Raw genomic sequence first — 17,301 nt, forward strand, 5'->3', positions numbered from 1 at the left:
CGGGCGGCGTTAGTGTCGCGTGCTCAGCGTGTGCGGGACACTCCAGAGACGTAGGCGGTGAGGCCGCGCCGCTGCACGTTGCCCCCGGGGATGATCCGGGCGTTCGGCGGTGGCACGGGGACGTTCCGCTTCGCGCGGGTGGCCTGGTCGCCTCCGATCAGGTGCCGGTTGTCGATCTTCGCGGCGCAGTCCGTGCCCTTCGCCTCGTCGTACGGGCGGCGGCAACCGCTGCAGTACACCTCTAGGGCGTCGATGCGCTGGCCTTCAACCGATTTGAAGCTGCCGCGGGAGTCAGCGACGCCAGCAATCCGTGGGGTGACCTGGACTTCGGCGGCAACGACCCACTTGTGGGAGAGGTCTCGTCGAGGCTTGATGGGGGTGGGCGGGGCGGGGGTGGCCTTCAGTTCCGTGGGGGGTTCCGGGGCGAGCCAGGCGAGCAGGGGTTCCTGTCCGTTGGGCCGCCGGGAGATTGCGACAGGTGGGGCTATCGTCACCGTTCCTCCGAGGCGCCGTGGTGGGGTTGACGTAAGAGCTCAACCCCTTCACCGCCACCAACGTCGGTGGGCGCGATCTGTTACACCCCTATCCGATTTGGATAGGTTTCGCCTGGCTGCATGAACGGTGCTGGGTCGCGATGCCTCATGCGTGGTGCGTGGGATTCCGCAGGAGGTTCCCGCTCGCGTGCACGGCGTGCATGAGCTGTGCGTACTCGCGGTCGAGGAGCTGTCCCGTCCCAAGTGCGCATGTGGTCACGAGGGCGCGGCAGTCCGCGCGTTGCTGCTCGGTGGCCAGGGAGTTGAAGACGGGGTGGGAGAGGCTCTCTCGGGCGGCGTAGCCGTCGTTCGCCCACATGGTGAATCGGTGCAGTCCGTCGACGACGCGGCGTGCTGCGAATTCGTGTTCCCGGGCGTCTCCGGCGAGGTCCAAGATCGTCAGGCGGAGCCGGATGTGGAAGACGGCGGTGCCGGGCTCCGTCTCCAGCGTGAGGGCTTCACCGATCAGCCGCCAGATGGCCGGCTTGTCGGGCGGGTGGAGGAGTGCGGTGAGGCAGGCCGCTACTGCCTGCTCCCAGAGCTCGCCGGGGGCGGTGGTCTCCAGGAGTTCGGCGGCCGCGCTCGCGTCGCTTGCGGTGAGGGCGGCGATCACGGCGACTTGGCGCCCGTCCAGCATCCGCATGCCGACCCCTTTGTGCTCTTGGAGGTGTGCGAGTGCCTCAGCCCACCGCCCGCCGCTGGTGAAGGCACGAGTGCCGTCGCCGAGGAGGACGCGCCACAACCACTCGCACACGGTGTGCCGGTCCTTGGCCGTCGCCGTGAGGTTGGCCGGCACGGTGATGTCGTCGAGCGTCACGGACGTGCCCGTGCGGACGGCTTCGTACAGGTCTAGAAGAAGGTGGTGTCCGTGCTGGCCTTGCTGGGCGCGGATCTGAAGCCGGGCGAGGTTGACGAGGGGCTCCAGAGCGCGGATGGCGCCCTTGGCCGGCAGGGGGCAGGAACCCAGGAGTGCGCGGGCGTGCTGGTGGCACAGGTCCCGGGCGAGGTCGGGGAGGGCAAGGTCGGAGGCGAGCAAGGCGGCCTGGTTGTGGGTGGTCGAGGCGAGTACCGGGTCGGCCCGGCCCACGGCTCTGTCGGCGAGGTCCGTCAGGGCGCGCAGGCGGGCGGGCAGGGGAAGGCAGGCGGGACGCTGCCTCGGTACGAGCGGGAAGCGCTGGGCGGGGGCACCGCGCGGGTCGAGGGGGTTCACCGGATCGTCGGGGACGGGGTGGGAGCCGGGCCGGTGGTGGGGTCGGGTCCGAGAGTGACGGTGGTGGCGGCCGCGGCGAGGGCGGCCTGCGTGAGGTGGGGCAGCCCGGCACGGTTCCAGGCGAAGATCACGTGGTGGGCGAGGACGTCACGAAGCCCGCGGCGCAGTCCTCCCGTGGCGTTCAGGTGGGCCAGGTCCTGCCCGGCGCTCGTGTAGGCCTGTGCCCAAGGGGCGGCACCGGCCAGGGGCCCGGTGCCTGCCTGAATCTGGGTCTGGCTGTCCACGGTGAGGAGGCGCAGCACCGCCTGGTGCAGCACCGTGGCCTGTGCGGCGTCCAGGGCGGGCGGCTCTTCCCTGTGCTCTGACACGCGGGCCCAGACGTCGCCCTGCTCGTACCAGTCCAGTCCGGCGGAGCGCATCAGGAGGCTGCACAGGAGGAGCGAGGTCTCCCGCCGGTGCTTGCCGATGCGCTGTAGGTGGGTCAGCAGGTGTCGGCTGTCGTGGTGGAAGAGCCGGTGGGCGACGTCCATAGCCGCAGTTCCCCCGAACGCGCGGACTTCGGGCTCGTAGACGACCCGCACCCATCCGTTGAGGTGCCCGGCGGCGTTGAGCGCGTCCAGGCCCGCCGCGGTGGTTGCCGGGAACTCCGGGGCGAGGAAGCGCACGCGCCAGCAGGGGTGCTTGCGGACGATGAACCACTCGGCGATCGTGCCGTCGTCCTCGGCCTTGCACAGCAGGGGGGCGAGATGGGCGAGGGCGGTGTCCTCCGCGTGCGCCCACTGGGGGAAGGCCAGGTTCGTCTGGTGCCAGTTCACAACGGTCTCCAGGAGGTCAGGCAAGGGCGAGGCAGGTGTCCCAGTGCGGGGCCGGGATGTGCTGAACGCCGAGCGAGTGCAGGGCGAGGGCGGCGCCGGCTGCTCCGTCAAGGAACTCTGGGTCGAGGCCGGGCGCTTCGAGGGCGGTGACGAGCTGATGTGCCAGGCGGGGAAGTTCCGCTGCGATCTCGGGATTCTGTGTCTGGTCCGCCATCCTGCGAGCGGTGTGCAGGAGTCCGGCGATGCCGTGGCACAGCCCGACCTCGGGAAGGCGCGCCAGTTGGTCGGCGTCGCGCAGGACCGCCAGGAGGGCGCTCTCGGCGGTGTGCACGCGGGCGGGCTCGTTGAGGGCGAGACCGGCCAACTGCTGCGCGCGGGCGGTGCCGGTGACGCCGTAGCACCAGGAGGGGCGCGGCTGCGCGGGTGGTTCCGTACGGAGGGCGTTCTCGATGGTGAGGAAGCCGGGCCACCAGGGGGCGTTGTCGGTGCCCTGCTGCCACTGATCCGTCCAGGCGCAGACCGTGACGATCGCTTCCGTCAGGCCCGGCACGGTTACCTCGTGCTGGAGGGCGAGGGACATGAGGGTCAGTGCGGAGCCGATGCCGTGGGAGAGCCCGACGTTGCCGTGCCCGTGGGGGTACCGGGAACTTGGTTCGCCGTTGGGGGCGACGCTCGTCCACCACGGCGGCAGCCCGCGGCCGTCGGGCAGCGTGGTGTGGGTGAGGCGGACCAGGTAGGACAGGACGTCGCGGGTGACTGGGTGGTCGGGGTGTCGGCTCAGGTGGTAGGCGCCGAGCCCGGAGAGGCCCCGGATCTGGTCGAAGTCCGCCATCAGGGGGCGCTCGCCGCGGTCGAGGCGGGCGTGCGCTTCACGGAGGCGGGCGTGGGTGACCTTCTCGGTGGCGTCGTCCAGGTGCGTGAGGACTGTGCCGTATCGGTGGGTGGCGCTGTCCGCGAGGTGGACGACGAACGCCAGGGCCGGAGCGCCGAAGTACAGGTTCGCGTTGGCGGCCGCGCTGATCTCGTCCTTCACGGCGGTGGCCAGCCAGGTGTGGGCGGTTCGCCAGTCGGCGTGGCCGGTGCGGGCGCGCTCGATGTGCAGGACGGCGATGCCCGCCGCGCCGCCGCCCAGGGACTGCGGCCAGGAGCGTCCGCCGGACGGTCGCCCGCCGGGCCAGGCCTGTGCCGGGGTTGCGAGGCCTTCGGCCACACGGTCGGCGGCGTCCAGCGCTTCGGACCTGGTGACGGTCGTTGTCACGGCTTCCTCGTCTCTCGCGCAATCCGGCTGAGTGCGGCGGCACGGGCCAGGTGGAGGTGGGTGGCTTCCTGGGCGTGGTCGGGGCCGTCGGTGCGGGCCTGGTGCAGGTGCAGGAGGTCAGGCAGCACCGCAGAGGGCTGGAGAGTTCCGGCCTGTTCCAGCGCCCGGCGGTAGTCGGCAAGGGCCTCCCGGCGTGCCTCCCAGCGCGCCGGGATGTGCGCCCCGAGCAGTGAGGAGGAGGGGCCGGCGGCGACCAGGGCGACGGCCTGATCGTGGACGGTGCGGGGCGGGGGAGTGGGCCCGGTGCGGGTATTCGCGACGATCCAGTGCAGTGCCTGGGTGCGCTCTCCGAGGAGCCCGGTGGCGATGTCGACCATGCTCGCGGCGGTCATGGCCTGTGCGTCGATGGTGTTCGTGCCTTCCTGGGCGGCCAGTTGGGCGACGACGGCGCGGGAGTCCGCGACGAAGAACCGCTCGGCGGCGTCCATCGCGGCGGGACCACCGAAGCGGTCGGTCTCGGGGTAGTAGGTGTCCCATGTCGTGCCGGTGATCAGGCCGTTCTCCTGGAGTCGCCGCGTCCACGCCCCGACCGCCTCCATCAGGGGCCCGACTCGGTGAGGTGGGACGGCGAGGCGAACCCGGAGGTGGTCCTCGGGCTTGCGGTAGCGCACGAACCACCAGCGGACCTTCAGGTCGCCGAGGTTGGGCGCCAGGTGCCGGGTCAGGAGGGTGCTCTGGCGGTCAGGGTGCCCATAGAGCTTCAGGTGGAGCCAGGTGCCGTTGCCGGGCAGGTGCCCGTGCGCGCGCGGTGCAACGCGGCCGGGCCACCGGACCGGAGGCAGCGGCGTAGTGGTGGAGGCCAGGGGGAGGACGATCTCGTGGGCGCGTCCCCCCATCCATTTCATGGCGGCCTGTTCTGGGGCGGGCCGCAGGGTTGCTGTGCCGTGGCGGTCCAGGTGGGCCCGCAGCAGGGCCTGGTGGGTGGGCTCCGTCAGGTCAAGGCCGATCCCCTGGTCGCCCTGGCCCAGGTGTACCCGCTCGGGGAGGTTGACGCTCTGTTGCCAGGTGGCCAGGGCGTTCGCCCACTGCGGCCATCGGGCGCGGGCGTTCGGCAACGAGGTGGCGTCCAGTGTCCAGCGGGCCGGGGACAAGACGGTGCGGCCGTAGCGCAGGGCGGGGAGGAAGGGCAGGGCGGAGGCGGCCGGGCCCCAGGAGAACCCTGTGCAGGGGGCGGCCAGCGCCACTGGGGCTTCGAAGAGGAACCGGGCCAGGGGGTGGGTGTGGTGGGCCAGGTCCACGGCGTGCAGCAGGCGGGTGTGCACGGGGCGCTGGTGGGTGAGGGAGACCAGATGCAGGCGGTTGGCGTCGGCGGTGACGGCGACGTCCGCAAGCGGGAGTCGGCCGGGCCCGCCTTCATGGAACTCGCCGAGTGAGAGCAGCAGGTGGGCGGCCTGCGGGACGCGGGCGACGTTGGCCGCCCGGCCGAGGGAGGCGGTGCTGATCTGGGCGTGCAGGGCGTTCTTGTGTATGGCAGGCAGTTCGGCGTACGCGGTCATCATCCGGGCGCGGTCCTTCTCTTCCAACAGGGGAAGGAAGCGGCCGGTCATGGTCCCGGCTTCGCGTGCGACGCCGGTGACGTGCAAGGTGAACTCGCCGCGGCCCAGCGCGAGGAGGCTGCTGGAGTCGATGCGTACGGTCAGCTCGGTGCTCGGCTGAATTGGCGTTCCGGCGGGTACGTTGCCCAGCAGGGAGAGAGTCGCGTCGTCGAGGGGGACTTCACGGCGTCGCCGCACCGCTGCGTCGTGGGCGATCCTCAGCAGGAGTTTGTCGCGGTCGGTCACCGTCGTGCCCGTGGGTGCGGCCGTGGACCCCAGGTATCCGGACGGGTAGCCCAGGGCGTCCAGTACGTCGTGAAGCGGCACTACGGCCCCGGGCCCATACCGGTCCAGGAACCGGTGGTGCCAGGCCATCCAGCCGCTGCTGAGCGCGGGACGCGGGCCGGACCGTACGAGTGCGGCCGCCGCTTCGGCCGCTTCGGCGGCAACCGCGTCGGGGATCACGAGATCCCAATTCAGGTGCAGGTCGACGGCAAGCGTGGGGGCTGCGGAGGGCAGGAGGCGCGCCATCGCGTCCTTGGCGCGGGCGGGCTGGTGGTTCCGCAGCGCCGATGTGACCTCACGCAAGTCGGGTGCCTCGGCTGCGTCCGCCTTCTCCAGAGCCGCCAGGATCTCGTCCAGCGGATCGGGTGCGGTGGCCGCCGGTTGCAGACTCGTGAGCAGCAGGTGCTGCTGCACCAGCCCGGCAAGGAGGGTGTCGATCCTCTGCTCGGGGACGTCGGGGAAGTCGGTGGAGAGTTTGGCCCGCAGGTCGGCCCACAGGATCGGCGAGCGGGCGGCCGCCAGTGCGCCTTGTACCGGGGGAGTGGCCCGGACGCTGATGTGCGCGTAGGTCGCCTCGGACGTACTGCGCGGCACGTGCTCGACGACGAGATGTCCGTCGCGTTCAACTGCGAGATCGGAGGCGAGCAGCACCAGGCCCGCTCGTAGGCCCTCGTGCTCGTGCAGGGCACCGACGAGCTTGTCGACCCAGGCGGAATCCGGCCGCGGCACGGGCCGGTTGTCGATGCCGGTCCGCAAGAGCGGGGCGTTGCCGAAGCGGGCGGGTCCCACGCCGGCAAACAGGCCGAACGGGGTGGCGCGGGTTCGGGCGCGCAGCAGGTAGCGCAGCACGGAGATCAGGGTGCGCCGCACGGTCCGTTCCGGTGCGGGCCGGTCGGTGCTCAACAGCCGGATCTGGTCGGCGAGGTGCGGGGCGGCGACCTCGATTGCGTCCAGGAATCCGGGTGCCTGCGCGGCTTGTCGCAGCCATGCCCGCCAGGCCGGAGCGGTGGCGTGCGGGCCGATCAGGTCCGGCCAGGGGCCGATGTGGTGATCCGGCCGCCAGACCGAGGCCCGTACGACCGCTGCATCTATTCGTCCGTACATCGGGCTCCTCCCCGGGGTGGGCGGTGCCCGGCCGCACCCGGAACATCCGGGGGTGGCCGGGCACCGCGTTGTCAGCGTGTGGTGCTGAGCGCCGTTACGGGCAGGTGGTGCATGCCGTTCCGCACGTCGAGTTGCATCCGTCGTCCGTCAGCCGGATGAGCTGGTCGGCAGCCGCGCCGCCCTCGACGATGGTGACGTCGAGCGTCCAGTCGTCGACGTCCGTGGCCGGGGCCTCGGCGCTCTGGGATATCGGGTTCTCCAGTCGAGCGGTCATGCGTTCCTCCTTGAGTGGTGGGTGGTGCATGGTCCCGGTGCCGCGCACGCGATGGCTGGCGCGCGGCCGCGGGGTCTTACTGCCAGGTGACGGTGACGGTGCCGTGCGGCTTGATCACGGTCGCCTGGGGCTTGGGGTCCGAGGCCACGCCCGCGGACAGGCCCGGCAGGTATCGGAAAGTGGCGGCACCCCGGCGGCGATAGTCCTGGGCCCACCGCTGGAGCAGGGCCACGTACTGCTGCGCCAGGGCTTCGGCCTGCGGCCCGTGGGCGTACACGCCGCTCTCGTAGCCGTCGGTGTCAGGGTTCTCGCGGCGCATCCGGTAGGCGAGGCTGTCCTCGGACACCAGGGTGGGCACGCCCAGCAGGGCCGATGCCCCGACCGTGTCCTGCTCGACGACGTCCTTCGACGCGTGCAGCCGGGCCAGCGCCGGGAGGTTGAGCGACAGGAAGAGATCCAGCTCGTCGGGGAGGTCGTTCGCCTCCCCGGACCACTGCACTACCCGCGGGGTGTCCAGCGCCGCGTTCAGTGCCTGCGCGTTCAGCGGTGTGGACGGATCATCGGTGTGGATGGCGACCCCGTCGCGCAGCATCGCCTTGCGCTCTTGTGCGGTGCCTTCGCCCTGCATGGGCACGAAGTGCGCCAGCCGGTACGACTGGCCGAGAAGGTTCTCCCCGTCGCGGTCGAATCCGATCGAGCGGGTCACCCCGCGCAGCCGCAGCGGGACGACGAGCCGCCCGTGCTCGCCGAGCTGCTCCAGCCACGCCGGCGGGATGTCCCACGCCGCCGCGGTGATCACGATCCTGTCGTACGGGGCCCCGTCGGGCACGCCGTTCTCGCCGTCGGCGAGGACGACCTTCACCCGGTCGTACCCGGCTTCCTTGAGGCACCTGGAGGCCAGGCTGGTGATGTCGGGGTCGATGTCCACCGTGGTGACCTGGCCGGATTCACCGACGAGCTCCTGGAGGAGCGCCGCGTTGTATCCGCCCGAGCCGATCTCCATGACCTTCATGCCGGGTTCGACGCCGAGCTGCTCCAGCATCACCGCCTGGAGGTGCGCGGCCGACATCACGCTGGTGATCAGGCCGTTCGAGTCCCGCTTGGCCTCCACGATGCCGTGCGGGTCGTACGACTTCGCCAGCGGTGTGCCCGGCGCGAACAGGTGCCGGGGCACTGCGGCGAACGCTGCTTCGACGGGGTCGGAGACGATCGCGTCTTCCAGCCGGAGCAGGCGCACCATCTCGCCTCGAAGCTGCTGTACCTCGGCGGAGGATTGTGCATCGGTCATAGTGGGGTCCCTTCGTGGTGAGCGAGTCAACTGCGGTGGATACGCGGCCTGTTCACTGGTCTTGGATCGACGCTAGCGAGATCCGGGGGAGGCAGGAGCGCTACGCAGCGGCGCGTCAGGAGGCTTTTGGAGTTCGGCCGAAAAGCGAGGCAGGAGGTCAGGCGGCAAGGCCCGGCGTACGCGCCTCGGCCGCCTCGTCGAACACCACTCGCACCGCACGGAAGTAGTGGCCGTTCGGCGCCTGGTCCCAGGAGGAGCGGGCCCAAGCCCAGTAGTCGCGCCCCGCCTCACTGTCGAGGAAGCGGTCGGCCTGCGTGCGCAGGTGCGCGCGGCTGAGGATGCCGACCTTGAACTGGGCCGCCCAGAAGCTCACCCACGCGTTGTTGTCGAGGAGCTTCCTCTGCTCGTCCTCATCCAACCCGTCCATCAGGTGGCTGCCGTAGCTGCCGGCGTCGGTCAGGAGGGCCAGATGGTGGCGGGCGGCTGTCAGGTAGGTCTGGTGGCGGCGGTCGCGAGCGGAGAGGACGGTGTGGGCAGCGCCTACCGCGACGGCGGCGGCCAGCAGGACGTTGCTGGTGGTGCGGGTGCGGATCATGCGTGACTCCCTGTAGTTGTGGGGTTGGAGGTGATGATGAGGAAGGGGCCGCCGCCGGAGGACCGGATGCTTGCGAGTCCTTCGCCGTGCAGCAGGCGCGCGGCGGCGCGGACGACGCGCAGGTCTTCGTCCAGGTCGAGGGCGACCTTGTTGAGCGGGATGGACATGCCGGGCTCGTAGACGCCCTGGGTGATGTGGTCTTGCAGGGTGCGCGCGACCACTACGTCCGCGGTCGGAGCCCGGGGGACGGCGAGCACGTAAGCGCCCTGCCCCCCTTGTCTGCCGGGCTGCACCAGGCCCTCGTTGGCGAGGTGGTGGAGCGCCTTGTGGAGCGTCCCCTCGCTGATGCCGCACACGCGGCGAAGCTGACGCGAGGGGGGCAAGGGTTCGCCTGCCTGGTAGGTGCCGTCCGCGATCCGGCGGCGGATGAACTGCACGGCACGCGCCCACTTCGGGCACAGCGGCACGGTGCCCTTCATGCCGCACCCACCGCAGGCCGGTACGGGGCGATGATCTGTCCGTTCGGCAGGAGTTCACCCGTGTCCTCGAACAGGAGTACACCGTTGCAAAGCAAGCTCCAGCCCTGTTCCGGATGCTGGGCACGCGGAAGGGCGCGCTCACGATCGTTGGATTCGGCGGAGGGGCACGGCACGTGGTGCTGGCAGAGGGTCACTTCTGCCTCGATTCGAGGTCGGGGGACGGGCTTATGTAGTAGCCGGGCCCGTGCGGACCGGACTCGGCGCAGAGGCGGCGCAGCCGCCCCTCCTGGACCAGGTGGCGCAGGGCACGGTGCGTTTCTGCCCGGTCGTGGCCGAAGACGTAGGACAGCAGGCCCGTGGGCAGGGCGTAACCCGGTCGGTAGCGGCCCACCTCAATGTCCGAGCGCACCGTGGCCACCAGCGCCTGGTCGTCGGGGTGGATCTCGTCCGGGCCCAGGACCCGGGTGACTCGCCCGTACCGGGCCAGCACCCCCTCGCGGCTCAGCGTCTGAAGTGCGGCTCGTATCACGTGCAGGGACAACCCCGGCAGCTCGCCCCGGAGCTCCAGCAAGGTCGGGATGCGTCCGCCGGGACCATGCCTACGGGCCAGCAGGCGGATCTCGTGGACCGCCGTCTGCACCTGGTCCTGCCAGGTCTGTACCTCGGCCGAGTACGCCACGGGGGCCGTGGTCTGCGCCGTCATGTTCGCGCTCCTTCGATCTCCAGTACCGGGTGGTCGGCCGGCCGCCCCGCTCCCGCAGGGGGCGGCCGGGGCGCCCTGTCCCCACGCGCTTCGCGGATGCGCTTGCGGGGACCGGCGCCGCGCCCCTTCCTGTGGCCTCCACCCGGGATCAGGGAACGGGGAGCAGACCAGAGGCGGGGCCCGTTGGGGGCCGTCTGCGTACGACGCTCGAAGCAGCAGTACGCAGACGACCAGTCAGGGGACGGTGTGCTCGGGCCAGGGCATGGACCACACCCAGAGCCCCACCGCAGCGAGGAAGAGTCCGACGATCGTGACCATGAGCAGCCCGAAGCCGAAGGCGCTCACCGACTTGTCGTGGTTGCGGCGCAGCGTGCGCACTGGGTGCCGTACCGCCCAGCGAAGGCGGTGGAAGGGACGTGTGGCGGGTGCGGTCATTTCCGGCCCTGCCACTTCTGCCCGTAGACCGCGATCAGGCCGAAGACGACGAGAATTGCTAAGCCGGTGTCGCTCACGATGCCGCCTCCTCGTCGATGACCCGCACCGCATTCATGCGGCTCGCGTGTCCGGCACACGGGTTCTGCGCGCCGACCGCGGGGATGCCCGGGAGGAAGAGGGAGCTGCCGAGAGACCCCTGGTGCGGAAGAGCAGCCCGTGCCGCGTCCCACCGGGGGACGTCCTGCTGCCCCCGTACCGGTAGGGGAAGGCGCGCGTCGTCGAGGGTCACCGTGTTCCCTCCGCCAGCGTCGGCTGGAGCCGGAATCCGGCCAGGACCGCCGCAGCTTCCTCCAGCCGACGCACCTGCTCGCGCATGCCGCCGACGCCCAGCCCGGCCAGAGGGCCGACCAGCGGGTACGCCGGCACCGAGCACACCGTTCGGGCCCGTTGCAGCAGCTCCACCAGGTCATGCGGTTCGTCGTGGCCCCGGTGTCGGGCGCGCACATCAAGGGCTTGCAGGTAGATGTAGAAGCGCAAGTCGCGCATCAACGTAGGGAGTTCCTCGGGGCCGACCGGGATGTCCTCGCTCGTGGCTCGGACGACCGTCTCGGGGGCGGAGTAGGCCGGAGCTGCCAGGCGTGGCAGGACGGCCGTGACCTTCTTGCCGGACGGCAGTTCCTGGACGCTCCACTTGCCGCCGCGCACCACGATCGAGTCCCAGACCCGGAACAGGCCGCCGCTGCGCGTCTCCCTGTCGCGGGGGAGCGGCACGTCGACCGAGCTGTCCTCGACGGCGATCAGCACCTTGTCGGACTCGCCACGGATCGTGGCGCAGACGGTGCCGAATTCGTGCGGCGTCCCGTGGACCAACGCGTTGTCGACCAACTCGGCGTAGACCTCCATCACGTCCTCCGCGAGGGTGCCGGCCAGGGGGTCGCGCGCGTCGTCGCCGAGGTTCCAGGCGTCCAGCAGGAGACGGACCTCGTCACCCGACGGCCGGGCAGCTCCGTCGACAGGGCGGTGGACGGATTGCGCGGTATGGGGCAGGCCCCGAACCGCTCGCAGGTCGTAGGCGGCCATCAGGAAGCCTCCTCGTGCGGGAGGTACACCGCGCAGCAGGCCCACGCGCCGTCGTCGGAAGTCCCGTACCGGTCGGCCATCTCCTCGACCAGCCACAGGCCGCGCCCGCTCTCCTCGGTGTCCGAAGGCAGCCGGCGCCGGGCTTCGCCCGCGGAGCCGCTTCGGACCATCAGCACCAGGGCCTCCGTACCGATCTCCAGGCACACCCGGATCTCGTCCTCCAGAGCGTGCTGGACCGCATTGGTGACCAGCTCGCTGACCAGCAGCCCCATGCGGTCGGCGTACGCGTCCAGGTGGCGCCGGTTCATGACCGCGACACACGCTCGGCGCGCGCGGCCGGGGTAGCTGCAGGCCCGCATCGACAGGCCGCCGCCCGGGGCGTCGTCGTCAGGGGCAGTGCGCTCGGTGTCCATCCGGTAGCTGAAGTCCGCGACTTCCAGCCGCTCACCAAGCACCAACTCGAACCTGTCGATGTCGGACTCTGTATCGGGATCTGCTTCGAGGACGGACGTCATCGTGCGTACCTACTCCCAGTTCTCCGAGAAGGACTTGCGCCCTCGGGCCCGGACAGCGGGAGGTGGCTCCGGGCGGTACACAAGCGCGTCGCGGGATTCGCCGCTGACCGCTCGTCAAGATCACAGAGGGTGTGTGTGCGGACACCCAATGTCCTCCACTGGGTTCAGCATGGCAGCCGACCGGCTACCGTGGAACCGTCTACACGGAATTCCACGTAAAAATTTCTAGGGCGAACTTCCGTGCTAGGAAGGGGAGTTGCTGAAATCACTCGAACGTTCCGCGCGATGGCGGAAGTTTCGTTGCGCAGCTCGAATGTTCCGCGTCAGACTGTGTGTCACATCGAAGGGGGAGGGTGGATGGCAGTAACCGACGAGAAGCCAGTCGAGCCACAGATCGAATCTGCATCACCTGCACTGTGCCGCGTCATGCTGGCCGTGGAACTCCGCAAGTTCCGCATCGCGGCCGGCCTCACTGCCGCGCAGGTCGCACGCACACTCTCGTGTGCACCGTCCAAGCTGACGCGCCTGGAGACCGCGGACAGTGGCATCGTGCAGCCCGCAGACGTCATGGCCCTCTGCTCCATCTACCAGGTCCCAGAAGAAGACACCAGGGTGATGGTCGGCTACGCCACGGTCACCAAGACGAAGCGCGACTGGTTCCAGCGGCAGGACATCCGGGACGCTGTTCCTCCCGGCTTCATGGCCTATCTCGGCCTCGAAGCCGTGGCCGAAAGCCTGGAGAACTATGAGAACGAGTTCGTCCCGGGCTTGCTACAGACCGAGGCGTACATCCGCTCCATCCTCGCGCGCACGAACGCGGGGTTCTCGGCTGCCGAGATCGACCGACGGGTATCTGTCCGTATCACCAGGCAGGAAGTGCTCCACCGGAGCACGCATCCGTTGGAACTTACGGCGGTGCTCAACGAGGCCGTGCTCCGCCGCCGGGTCGGCAGCCCGGAAGTCATGCGTGATCAATTCGCGCACATCATCAACCTGGTCAAGACCACGCCCAACGTCAAAGTGCAGGTTGTCCCCTTTGACCTCGGTACCCACCCCGGGATGAACGGGGCTTTCACGCTTCTGCGGCTCCCAGATCCGCTGAGGCCGATCGTGTACCTCGAAAACCTGACCGGCGCAGGCGTCTCCCGACGTGAGCCGGATGTCCGGAGCTACGAGTCGGCCTTCAGTGATCTCCAAGCACTTGCTCCGGGTTACGAAGAATCCCTGAGCATGATCGAGAACGCAATTAAGGAGTTCAAATGACCGATCCTGACAGCCTTGACTGGTTCACGTCGTCATATAGCAATGACCAGGGCGGTCAGTGCGTGGAGGTCGGCGTCGTCCCCTCCGTTGTCCACGTCAGGGACTCGAAGGACACGTCGATCCCCGGCATCAGTGTGTCGTCTGCGTCTTGGACGGCGTTCATCAGCAACTTGCCGCGGTAGTTCCCCGCGCAGCGATGGCGCCCATCCCAAGCGACGTGGGGTGGGCGCCATCGCGTTGAGTCCTACCCTGCCCGACGGTGCTAGCAGCCGCCAGAGTCCCGAATTCCTCACTCCGGCACCGGCAACGCTTCTGGACTATCTCCGCAGGTGAGCGGGGACGCGCACAGCGACTCTGGACCTATGGACTCGCCGATCACGCTCGCCCTGGCCCAGGCGGTCGACTCGCTGCCACGCGGGCCCGATCTCGCGTTTGAACCTAAGTTCGACGGGCATCGAACTACGCTGGAGCGAACCCCGACCAGCGTCATCGTCAGGTCGAAGGCCAACCGGATCGTCACCTCGTCCTGGATGGATCTCGCGGTCGCGGCCATGGACCTGGAACCTGGTGTGTTGCTGGACGGTGAGGCGGTGATCTACCGCAACGGCGTGCTGGACTTCGGTGCGGTACAACAGCGCGCCGCGGCCGGGGCCGCACGCGCGGCTGCGCTCATCCGGTCGCTGCCGGCGTCCTACGCCGCGTTCGACATCCTGCGCGACGTCGGCGGGATCGACGTGACCCGGCGTCCGTACCGGGAGCGGCGCGCCCGCCTGGTCGAGCTGCTGACGCCGCTCGGCCCGCCGTTGCAGCCGGTCCCGATGACCGAGGACCCCGAGGAGGCACTCACCTGGTACGCGGGCCTGCGCCCGATTGGGATTGAGGGCCTGTGCATCAAACGCCTCGACGGTGCCTATCCGGCCGGGCGGCGCACCGGCGGCTGGTGGAAGTTGCGCCATCACGACACCATTGACTGCCCCGTCGTCGGCCACACCGGCACCCGCGCGCACCCCTTGGCGCTCGTCGTCCGCCTCCCCGACGGCACCCTCGCCTTCAGCCGGCGCATCACCGCACCCGTGCGCGTGGACGTGGCCGCGCATCTGAAGGACGACGACCCGCAGCCGTCCACCCGCACCGAGAAGGGCGAGCGCTACACGCCCTGCGCCCCGGGTCTGCTCGTGGAGGTCGAGGCGGGCACCACACGGCACCCAACCGTTGTTGTCACCCGCGTTCGCGACTGACGCACCCCTCGGCAGCTACGTGGTCCGCCACGTCCTGATGCGTTCGGCGATCTGGTACGAGTCGACCATCAGGTCGCGGATGTTGTTGATCAGATCCCGCCAGAGTTCGACCGCGGTGTCGACCCGCTCCCCGGAGAGCTCCAGGTAGGCGATGGCCAGCCCGTAGCCGTAGAGCTCGTTGCGCGAGGGGAGGGGGCGCAGCAGTACGCACTCCTGCAAGAGGACGGCGGCCCGCCAGTAGGCGTCGGGGTGGTGGTAGTCGTGGCGGGGCGGATCGACCTTGTGCCGGGCCGCCATGCCGACGAGCACGGAGTAGTCGGCCACGTCCAGGTCGTGCGGGAGGATCTCCTCCTGACGCTCCAGGAGCCAGCGGTAGTCGATGTGGTACTCGGCAGGCACAGGTCAGGCCGCCCGGGTGGCGCTGGGGTGGGGGGCACCGAACTCGGCGTCGAACGCGACGGCCGTCGCCGGGTCGCCGGTGACGCGGCGGAAGGCCGCGGCCCCCACCGCGAGCGCCTGTTCGCGCTCCTTCTCCGCGGCGAGCTGGGCAACGTAGTCGGGGAGAGGTAGCCCGGCGACGGCGGCAAGGCTCTCCAGGGTCTGCTTCGTCGTGTCGTCGATGTGCAAGTCGGCCATGTCTCCGAGTATGGCCGCTCTCCTCTATGCCTGAACAGTGCCCTGAGAGGCGGCCACGCTCCTGTGGGCTACCCCCGCAGGAGAACCTAGACTCTCGACATGCAGCAGGGACAGCAGGCAACTGAGACTGAGGTGGAGATGGTCACCACTATGCTCCGCATCGCCGCCGATTCCGACCGGCTCGACGAGCTCCAGCACACGAGTCCTGCTCCCCACTTCGCACTCAACGCCGGACGGCCGCTGATCGAGGCCGCCGAACTCCTGCGCGCAAAAGCTGAGCAGGCGGCAGACCTCAAGCAGTGCCCTGTACTGCGACAGCTCATCGAGGATGACCGACAGCGCCGTGGGCGCAGCGGGGGGCGCTAGGCAGGTGTGGCGGGGCGCCATCGCGTTGAGTCCTACCCTGCCCGACAGCACTGACAGTCGCTAGAGCGCCCGCTACGGGTGCAGGGGAATGACGTCGAAGGGGTCGTGGTTTGCCGCCTTCGCGGGGCGTACGTACACGCGGTCGGGGATGGTGGAGTTCTCGTTCCACCGGCCGGCCTTGGCGATGGTCTTGCCGTCCGCGCCGTGCTCGGCAAGGTCGGTGGCCGCGCCCGCGCGGAACCCCTGGGAGGAGACGGGGCGGCCGTCGGAGACGAGTCCGGCCCGCGCCCACCAGAACTTGAGGCGTTCGTCGACGGTTTTGGGGCGCAGGTAGGCACCGCGCTCGGTGGCGACGCTTTCGCGGAACCCGGAGGCGGGGAGACCGTTCTTCATCAGGTGGATGAACAGCGGGCCGCCGGTGACGCCGCAGGCGGCGAGGTGGGCGAGCCAGGCCCGCATCCGGGGGACCATCCGAAGGTCTGACCGGTCCATCAGGACCAGGTTCTGGTCCTCGTTCTGGTGGGTCTTGTCCTTGGCCAGCCACACCTCGATCCGGTCGTCCAGGACGGTCAGGTCCTCGATGTCGAGGTTGACGTTTTCGTCGCTGCGCGCCAGGAACCGGTAGGAGAAGGCGAACAGGGCGGCGTCGCGCACGCCGATCGGTCGCCCGTCCTGCTCGGCACGCGCACAGAGCGCCCGGGTGTAGGCGATGGTGAGCGGGAACGCCCGCTTCGTGCGCACGGCCCGCTTGTTGGTGCGGCGGTAGTCGGCCAGCAGCTCCAGGAAGAGGCTGTTGTCTGGCCGCTCGCCCGGCGGCATGGTGGTGCGGATCAGGCTCATGTAGTTCCGGATGGTGCTGATCTTCAGGCCGCGGCGCATGAGGGAGTGGCCGTAGTCCGTGAAGGTGGCGGTGGTGCAGGGAACGGCGACGCGCCCTTCCTCCGCGCACCAGGTGCGGAAGGCGGCCATGGGCGGCGGTTCCGCGTCGGTGCCGGTCATGGCCGCGGCGGTCTCCGGGGAGACGTAGAGATCGCGGGTGGAGTACCGGGGAGCGTCGTCGTCGGTGGGCAGCGCTTGGCCGGGACGCAGCACGGTGTGCGTGGTCACCCGCAGCCGTACGGAGGGTGGCGACACCAGCGCGAGCTCGGCGTCGTCGACCAGCTCGGCGTCGACGATCTCGTCCGCGGGCTCCGGAGCGGGGTGGCTCACGGTCAGGCCTCCGGCTCTTGGTGACCCAGCAGCGCCTCGTGGCCGCACGACGCGGCGGCGTCGAGGGCATTGGCCTCGGCGCGCAAGGCGGCGGCCTTCTCCAGGAAGAGGTGCTCGTCGTCGGTCCGTGGGCCAGCGGTCGCCGGGGGGACCCGGCTTTCCAGCTCGGCCGCGCGGGTGCGCAGCACGTCGGTGGCGGGCTTCACGAGCTCTCCTGGGGCATGGTGTTCAGCAGGTGGCGCCGGTGGGCGTCGACCAGGTGGCGTGCCGCGTCCGCGGTGAGCGCCTCGTCGCTGGTGAGCACGTCGACGAGGCGCTGCTCGATGTCCTGGGGGGCAGGGACGTAGTCCTCGGGCCACAGCGACAGGGAGGGCGGGAGTGCCGGGGTGGGTTCGGTGTTCATGCAGGTTCTCCGGAGGC

24 protein-coding genes are annotated in these 17,301 nt (G+C 70.0%); 4 read left to right on the top strand and 20 right to left on the bottom strand.

Annotated elements, in window-relative coordinates:
* Positions 1-23 precede the first annotated feature (23 nt).
* The 15 genes from ACIO3O_RS37375 to ACIO3O_RS37445 form a co-directional block, all read right to left on the bottom strand.
* Positions 24-494 carry a hypothetical protein gene (locus ACIO3O_RS37375; protein WP_401753685.1) on the bottom strand — a complete coding sequence of 157 codons (471 nt, stop codon included), beginning with the start codon at positions 492-494 and terminating at the stop codon, positions 24-26.
* 145 nt (positions 495-639) lie between these two features.
* Complete coding sequence (locus ACIO3O_RS37380; protein WP_401753687.1) at positions 640-1,743, bottom strand: hypothetical protein; 1,104 nt, start codon at positions 1,741-1,743, stop codon at positions 640-642.
* Complete coding sequence (locus ACIO3O_RS37385) at positions 1,740-2,558, bottom strand: thiopeptide-type bacteriocin biosynthesis protein (RefSeq protein WP_401753689.1); 819 nt, start codon at positions 2,556-2,558, stop codon at positions 1,740-1,742. The genes ACIO3O_RS37380 and ACIO3O_RS37385 overlap by 4 nt, the downstream gene beginning before the upstream one ends.
* A gap of 16 nt (positions 2,559-2,574) precedes the next feature.
* The gene (locus ACIO3O_RS37390) at positions 2,575-3,816 is read right to left on the bottom strand and encodes a lanthionine synthetase C family protein (protein WP_401753690.1); all 1,242 of its coding nucleotides are present in this window, start codon (positions 3,814-3,816) and stop codon (positions 2,575-2,577) included.
* Positions 3,813-6,800, bottom strand: coding sequence for a lantibiotic dehydratase (locus tag ACIO3O_RS37395; RefSeq protein WP_401753692.1), 2,988 nt, complete (start codon positions 6,798-6,800; stop codon positions 3,813-3,815). The genes ACIO3O_RS37390 and ACIO3O_RS37395 overlap by 4 nt, the downstream gene beginning before the upstream one ends.
* A 94-nt stretch (positions 6,801-6,894) precedes the next feature.
* Positions 6,895-7,074 (bottom strand): FxLD family lanthipeptide, encoded by a 180-nt coding sequence (locus tag ACIO3O_RS37400; protein WP_401753694.1) that lies wholly within the window; start codon positions 7,072-7,074, stop codon positions 6,895-6,897.
* 76 nt (positions 7,075-7,150) lie between these two features.
* A complete protein-coding gene (gene fxlM, locus ACIO3O_RS37405) occupies positions 7,151-8,362 on the bottom strand; it encodes a methyltransferase, FxLD system (RefSeq protein WP_401753696.1) in 1,212 nt (403 codons plus the stop codon).
* Between the two features lie 157 nt (positions 8,363-8,519).
* On the bottom strand, positions 8,520-8,957 hold the full coding sequence (locus ACIO3O_RS37410) for a DUF6082 family protein (RefSeq protein WP_401753697.1): 438 nt from the start codon (positions 8,955-8,957) through the stop codon (positions 8,520-8,522).
* On the bottom strand, positions 8,954-9,436 hold the full coding sequence (locus ACIO3O_RS37415) for a GntR family transcriptional regulator (protein WP_401753698.1): 483 nt from the start codon (positions 9,434-9,436) through the stop codon (positions 8,954-8,956). Before ACIO3O_RS37415 ends, ACIO3O_RS37410 begins: the two co-directional genes overlap by 4 nt.
* On the bottom strand, positions 9,433-9,630 hold the full coding sequence (locus ACIO3O_RS37420) for a DUF5999 family protein (protein WP_401753700.1): 198 nt from the start codon (positions 9,628-9,630) through the stop codon (positions 9,433-9,435). Before ACIO3O_RS37420 ends, ACIO3O_RS37415 begins: the two co-directional genes overlap by 4 nt.
* On the bottom strand, positions 9,627-10,139 hold the full coding sequence (locus ACIO3O_RS37425) for a hypothetical protein (RefSeq protein ID WP_401753702.1): 513 nt from the start codon (positions 10,137-10,139) through the stop codon (positions 9,627-9,629). The genes ACIO3O_RS37420 and ACIO3O_RS37425 overlap by 4 nt, the downstream gene beginning before the upstream one ends.
* A gap of 234 nt (positions 10,140-10,373) precedes the next feature.
* Entirely contained in the window at positions 10,374-10,574 is a 201-nt protein-coding gene (locus ACIO3O_RS37430) for a hypothetical protein (RefSeq protein WP_401753704.1), read from the bottom strand.
* 73 nt (positions 10,575-10,647) lie between these two features.
* Positions 10,648-10,863 carry a hypothetical protein gene (locus tag ACIO3O_RS37435; protein WP_401753706.1) on the bottom strand — a complete coding sequence of 72 codons (216 nt, stop codon included), beginning with the start codon at positions 10,861-10,863 and terminating at the stop codon, positions 10,648-10,650.
* Entirely contained in the window at positions 10,860-11,654 is a 795-nt protein-coding gene (locus tag ACIO3O_RS37440) for a hypothetical protein (RefSeq protein WP_401753708.1), read from the bottom strand. Before ACIO3O_RS37440 ends, ACIO3O_RS37435 begins: the two co-directional genes overlap by 4 nt.
* On the bottom strand, positions 11,654-12,169 hold the full coding sequence (locus tag ACIO3O_RS37445) for an ATP-binding protein (RefSeq protein WP_401753710.1): 516 nt from the start codon (positions 12,167-12,169) through the stop codon (positions 11,654-11,656). Before ACIO3O_RS37445 ends, ACIO3O_RS37440 begins: the two co-directional genes overlap by 1 nt.
* 357 nt (positions 12,170-12,526) lie before the next feature.
* Between ACIO3O_RS37445 and ACIO3O_RS37450 the strand changes: the two genes are divergently transcribed.
* From ACIO3O_RS37450 to ACIO3O_RS37460, 3 genes are all read left to right on the top strand, one after another.
* On the top strand, positions 12,527-13,432 hold the full coding sequence (locus ACIO3O_RS37450; RefSeq protein WP_401753712.1) for a helix-turn-helix domain-containing protein: 906 nt from the start codon (positions 12,527-12,529) through the stop codon (positions 13,430-13,432).
* Entirely contained in the window at positions 13,429-13,614 is a 186-nt protein-coding gene (locus ACIO3O_RS37455; RefSeq protein WP_401753714.1) for a DUF397 domain-containing protein, read from the top strand. The genes ACIO3O_RS37450 and ACIO3O_RS37455 overlap by 4 nt, the downstream gene beginning before the upstream one ends.
* A 180-nt stretch (positions 13,615-13,794) precedes the next feature.
* Positions 13,795-14,670 (top strand): ATP-dependent DNA ligase, encoded by an 876-nt coding sequence (locus tag ACIO3O_RS37460; protein ID WP_401753716.1) that lies wholly within the window; start codon positions 13,795-13,797, stop codon positions 14,668-14,670.
* A 15-nt stretch (positions 14,671-14,685) separates the two neighbouring features.
* On the opposite strand, the gene ACIO3O_RS37465 is transcribed toward ACIO3O_RS37460, so the two are convergent.
* Together ACIO3O_RS37465 and ACIO3O_RS37470 are read right to left on the bottom strand one after the other, a co-directional pair.
* Positions 14,686-15,069: a toxin Doc gene (locus ACIO3O_RS37465; RefSeq protein ID WP_401753718.1), complete on the bottom strand. Its 384-nt coding sequence runs from the start codon at positions 15,067-15,069 to the stop codon at positions 14,686-14,688.
* Positions 15,070-15,072: 3 nt separating this feature from the next.
* A complete protein-coding gene (locus tag ACIO3O_RS37470; RefSeq protein WP_401753720.1) occupies positions 15,073-15,306 on the bottom strand; it encodes an antitoxin MazE7 in 234 nt (77 codons plus the stop codon).
* Between the two features lie 138 nt (positions 15,307-15,444).
* Here ACIO3O_RS37470 and ACIO3O_RS37475 point away from each other — a divergent pair, with 138 nt between their 5' ends.
* Positions 15,445-15,672 carry a hypothetical protein gene (locus ACIO3O_RS37475; protein ID WP_401753722.1) on the top strand — a complete coding sequence of 76 codons (228 nt, stop codon included), beginning with the start codon at positions 15,445-15,447 and terminating at the stop codon, positions 15,670-15,672.
* A 72-nt stretch (positions 15,673-15,744) separates the two neighbouring features.
* Here ACIO3O_RS37475 and ACIO3O_RS37480 read toward each other — a convergent pair whose 3' ends face one another.
* From ACIO3O_RS37480 to ACIO3O_RS37490, 3 genes are all read right to left on the bottom strand, one after another.
* Positions 15,745-16,881, bottom strand: coding sequence for a tyrosine-type recombinase/integrase (locus tag ACIO3O_RS37480; protein WP_401753724.1), 1,137 nt, complete (start codon positions 16,879-16,881; stop codon positions 15,745-15,747).
* A gap of 2 nt (positions 16,882-16,883) precedes the next feature.
* Entirely contained in the window at positions 16,884-17,087 is a 204-nt protein-coding gene (locus tag ACIO3O_RS37485) for a hypothetical protein (protein WP_401753726.1), read from the bottom strand.
* Positions 17,084-17,301, bottom strand: a 218-nt coding sequence (locus ACIO3O_RS37490; RefSeq protein ID WP_401753728.1) for a hypothetical protein, incomplete at its 5' end; no start/stop codon positions are given. The genes ACIO3O_RS37485 and ACIO3O_RS37490, both read right to left, overlap by 4 nt.

The organism is Streptomyces sp. NPDC087440, assembly GCF_044744005.1.
In the GTDB taxonomy this organism is placed as follows: Bacteria; Actinomycetota; Actinomycetes; order Streptomycetales; family Streptomycetaceae; genus Streptomyces.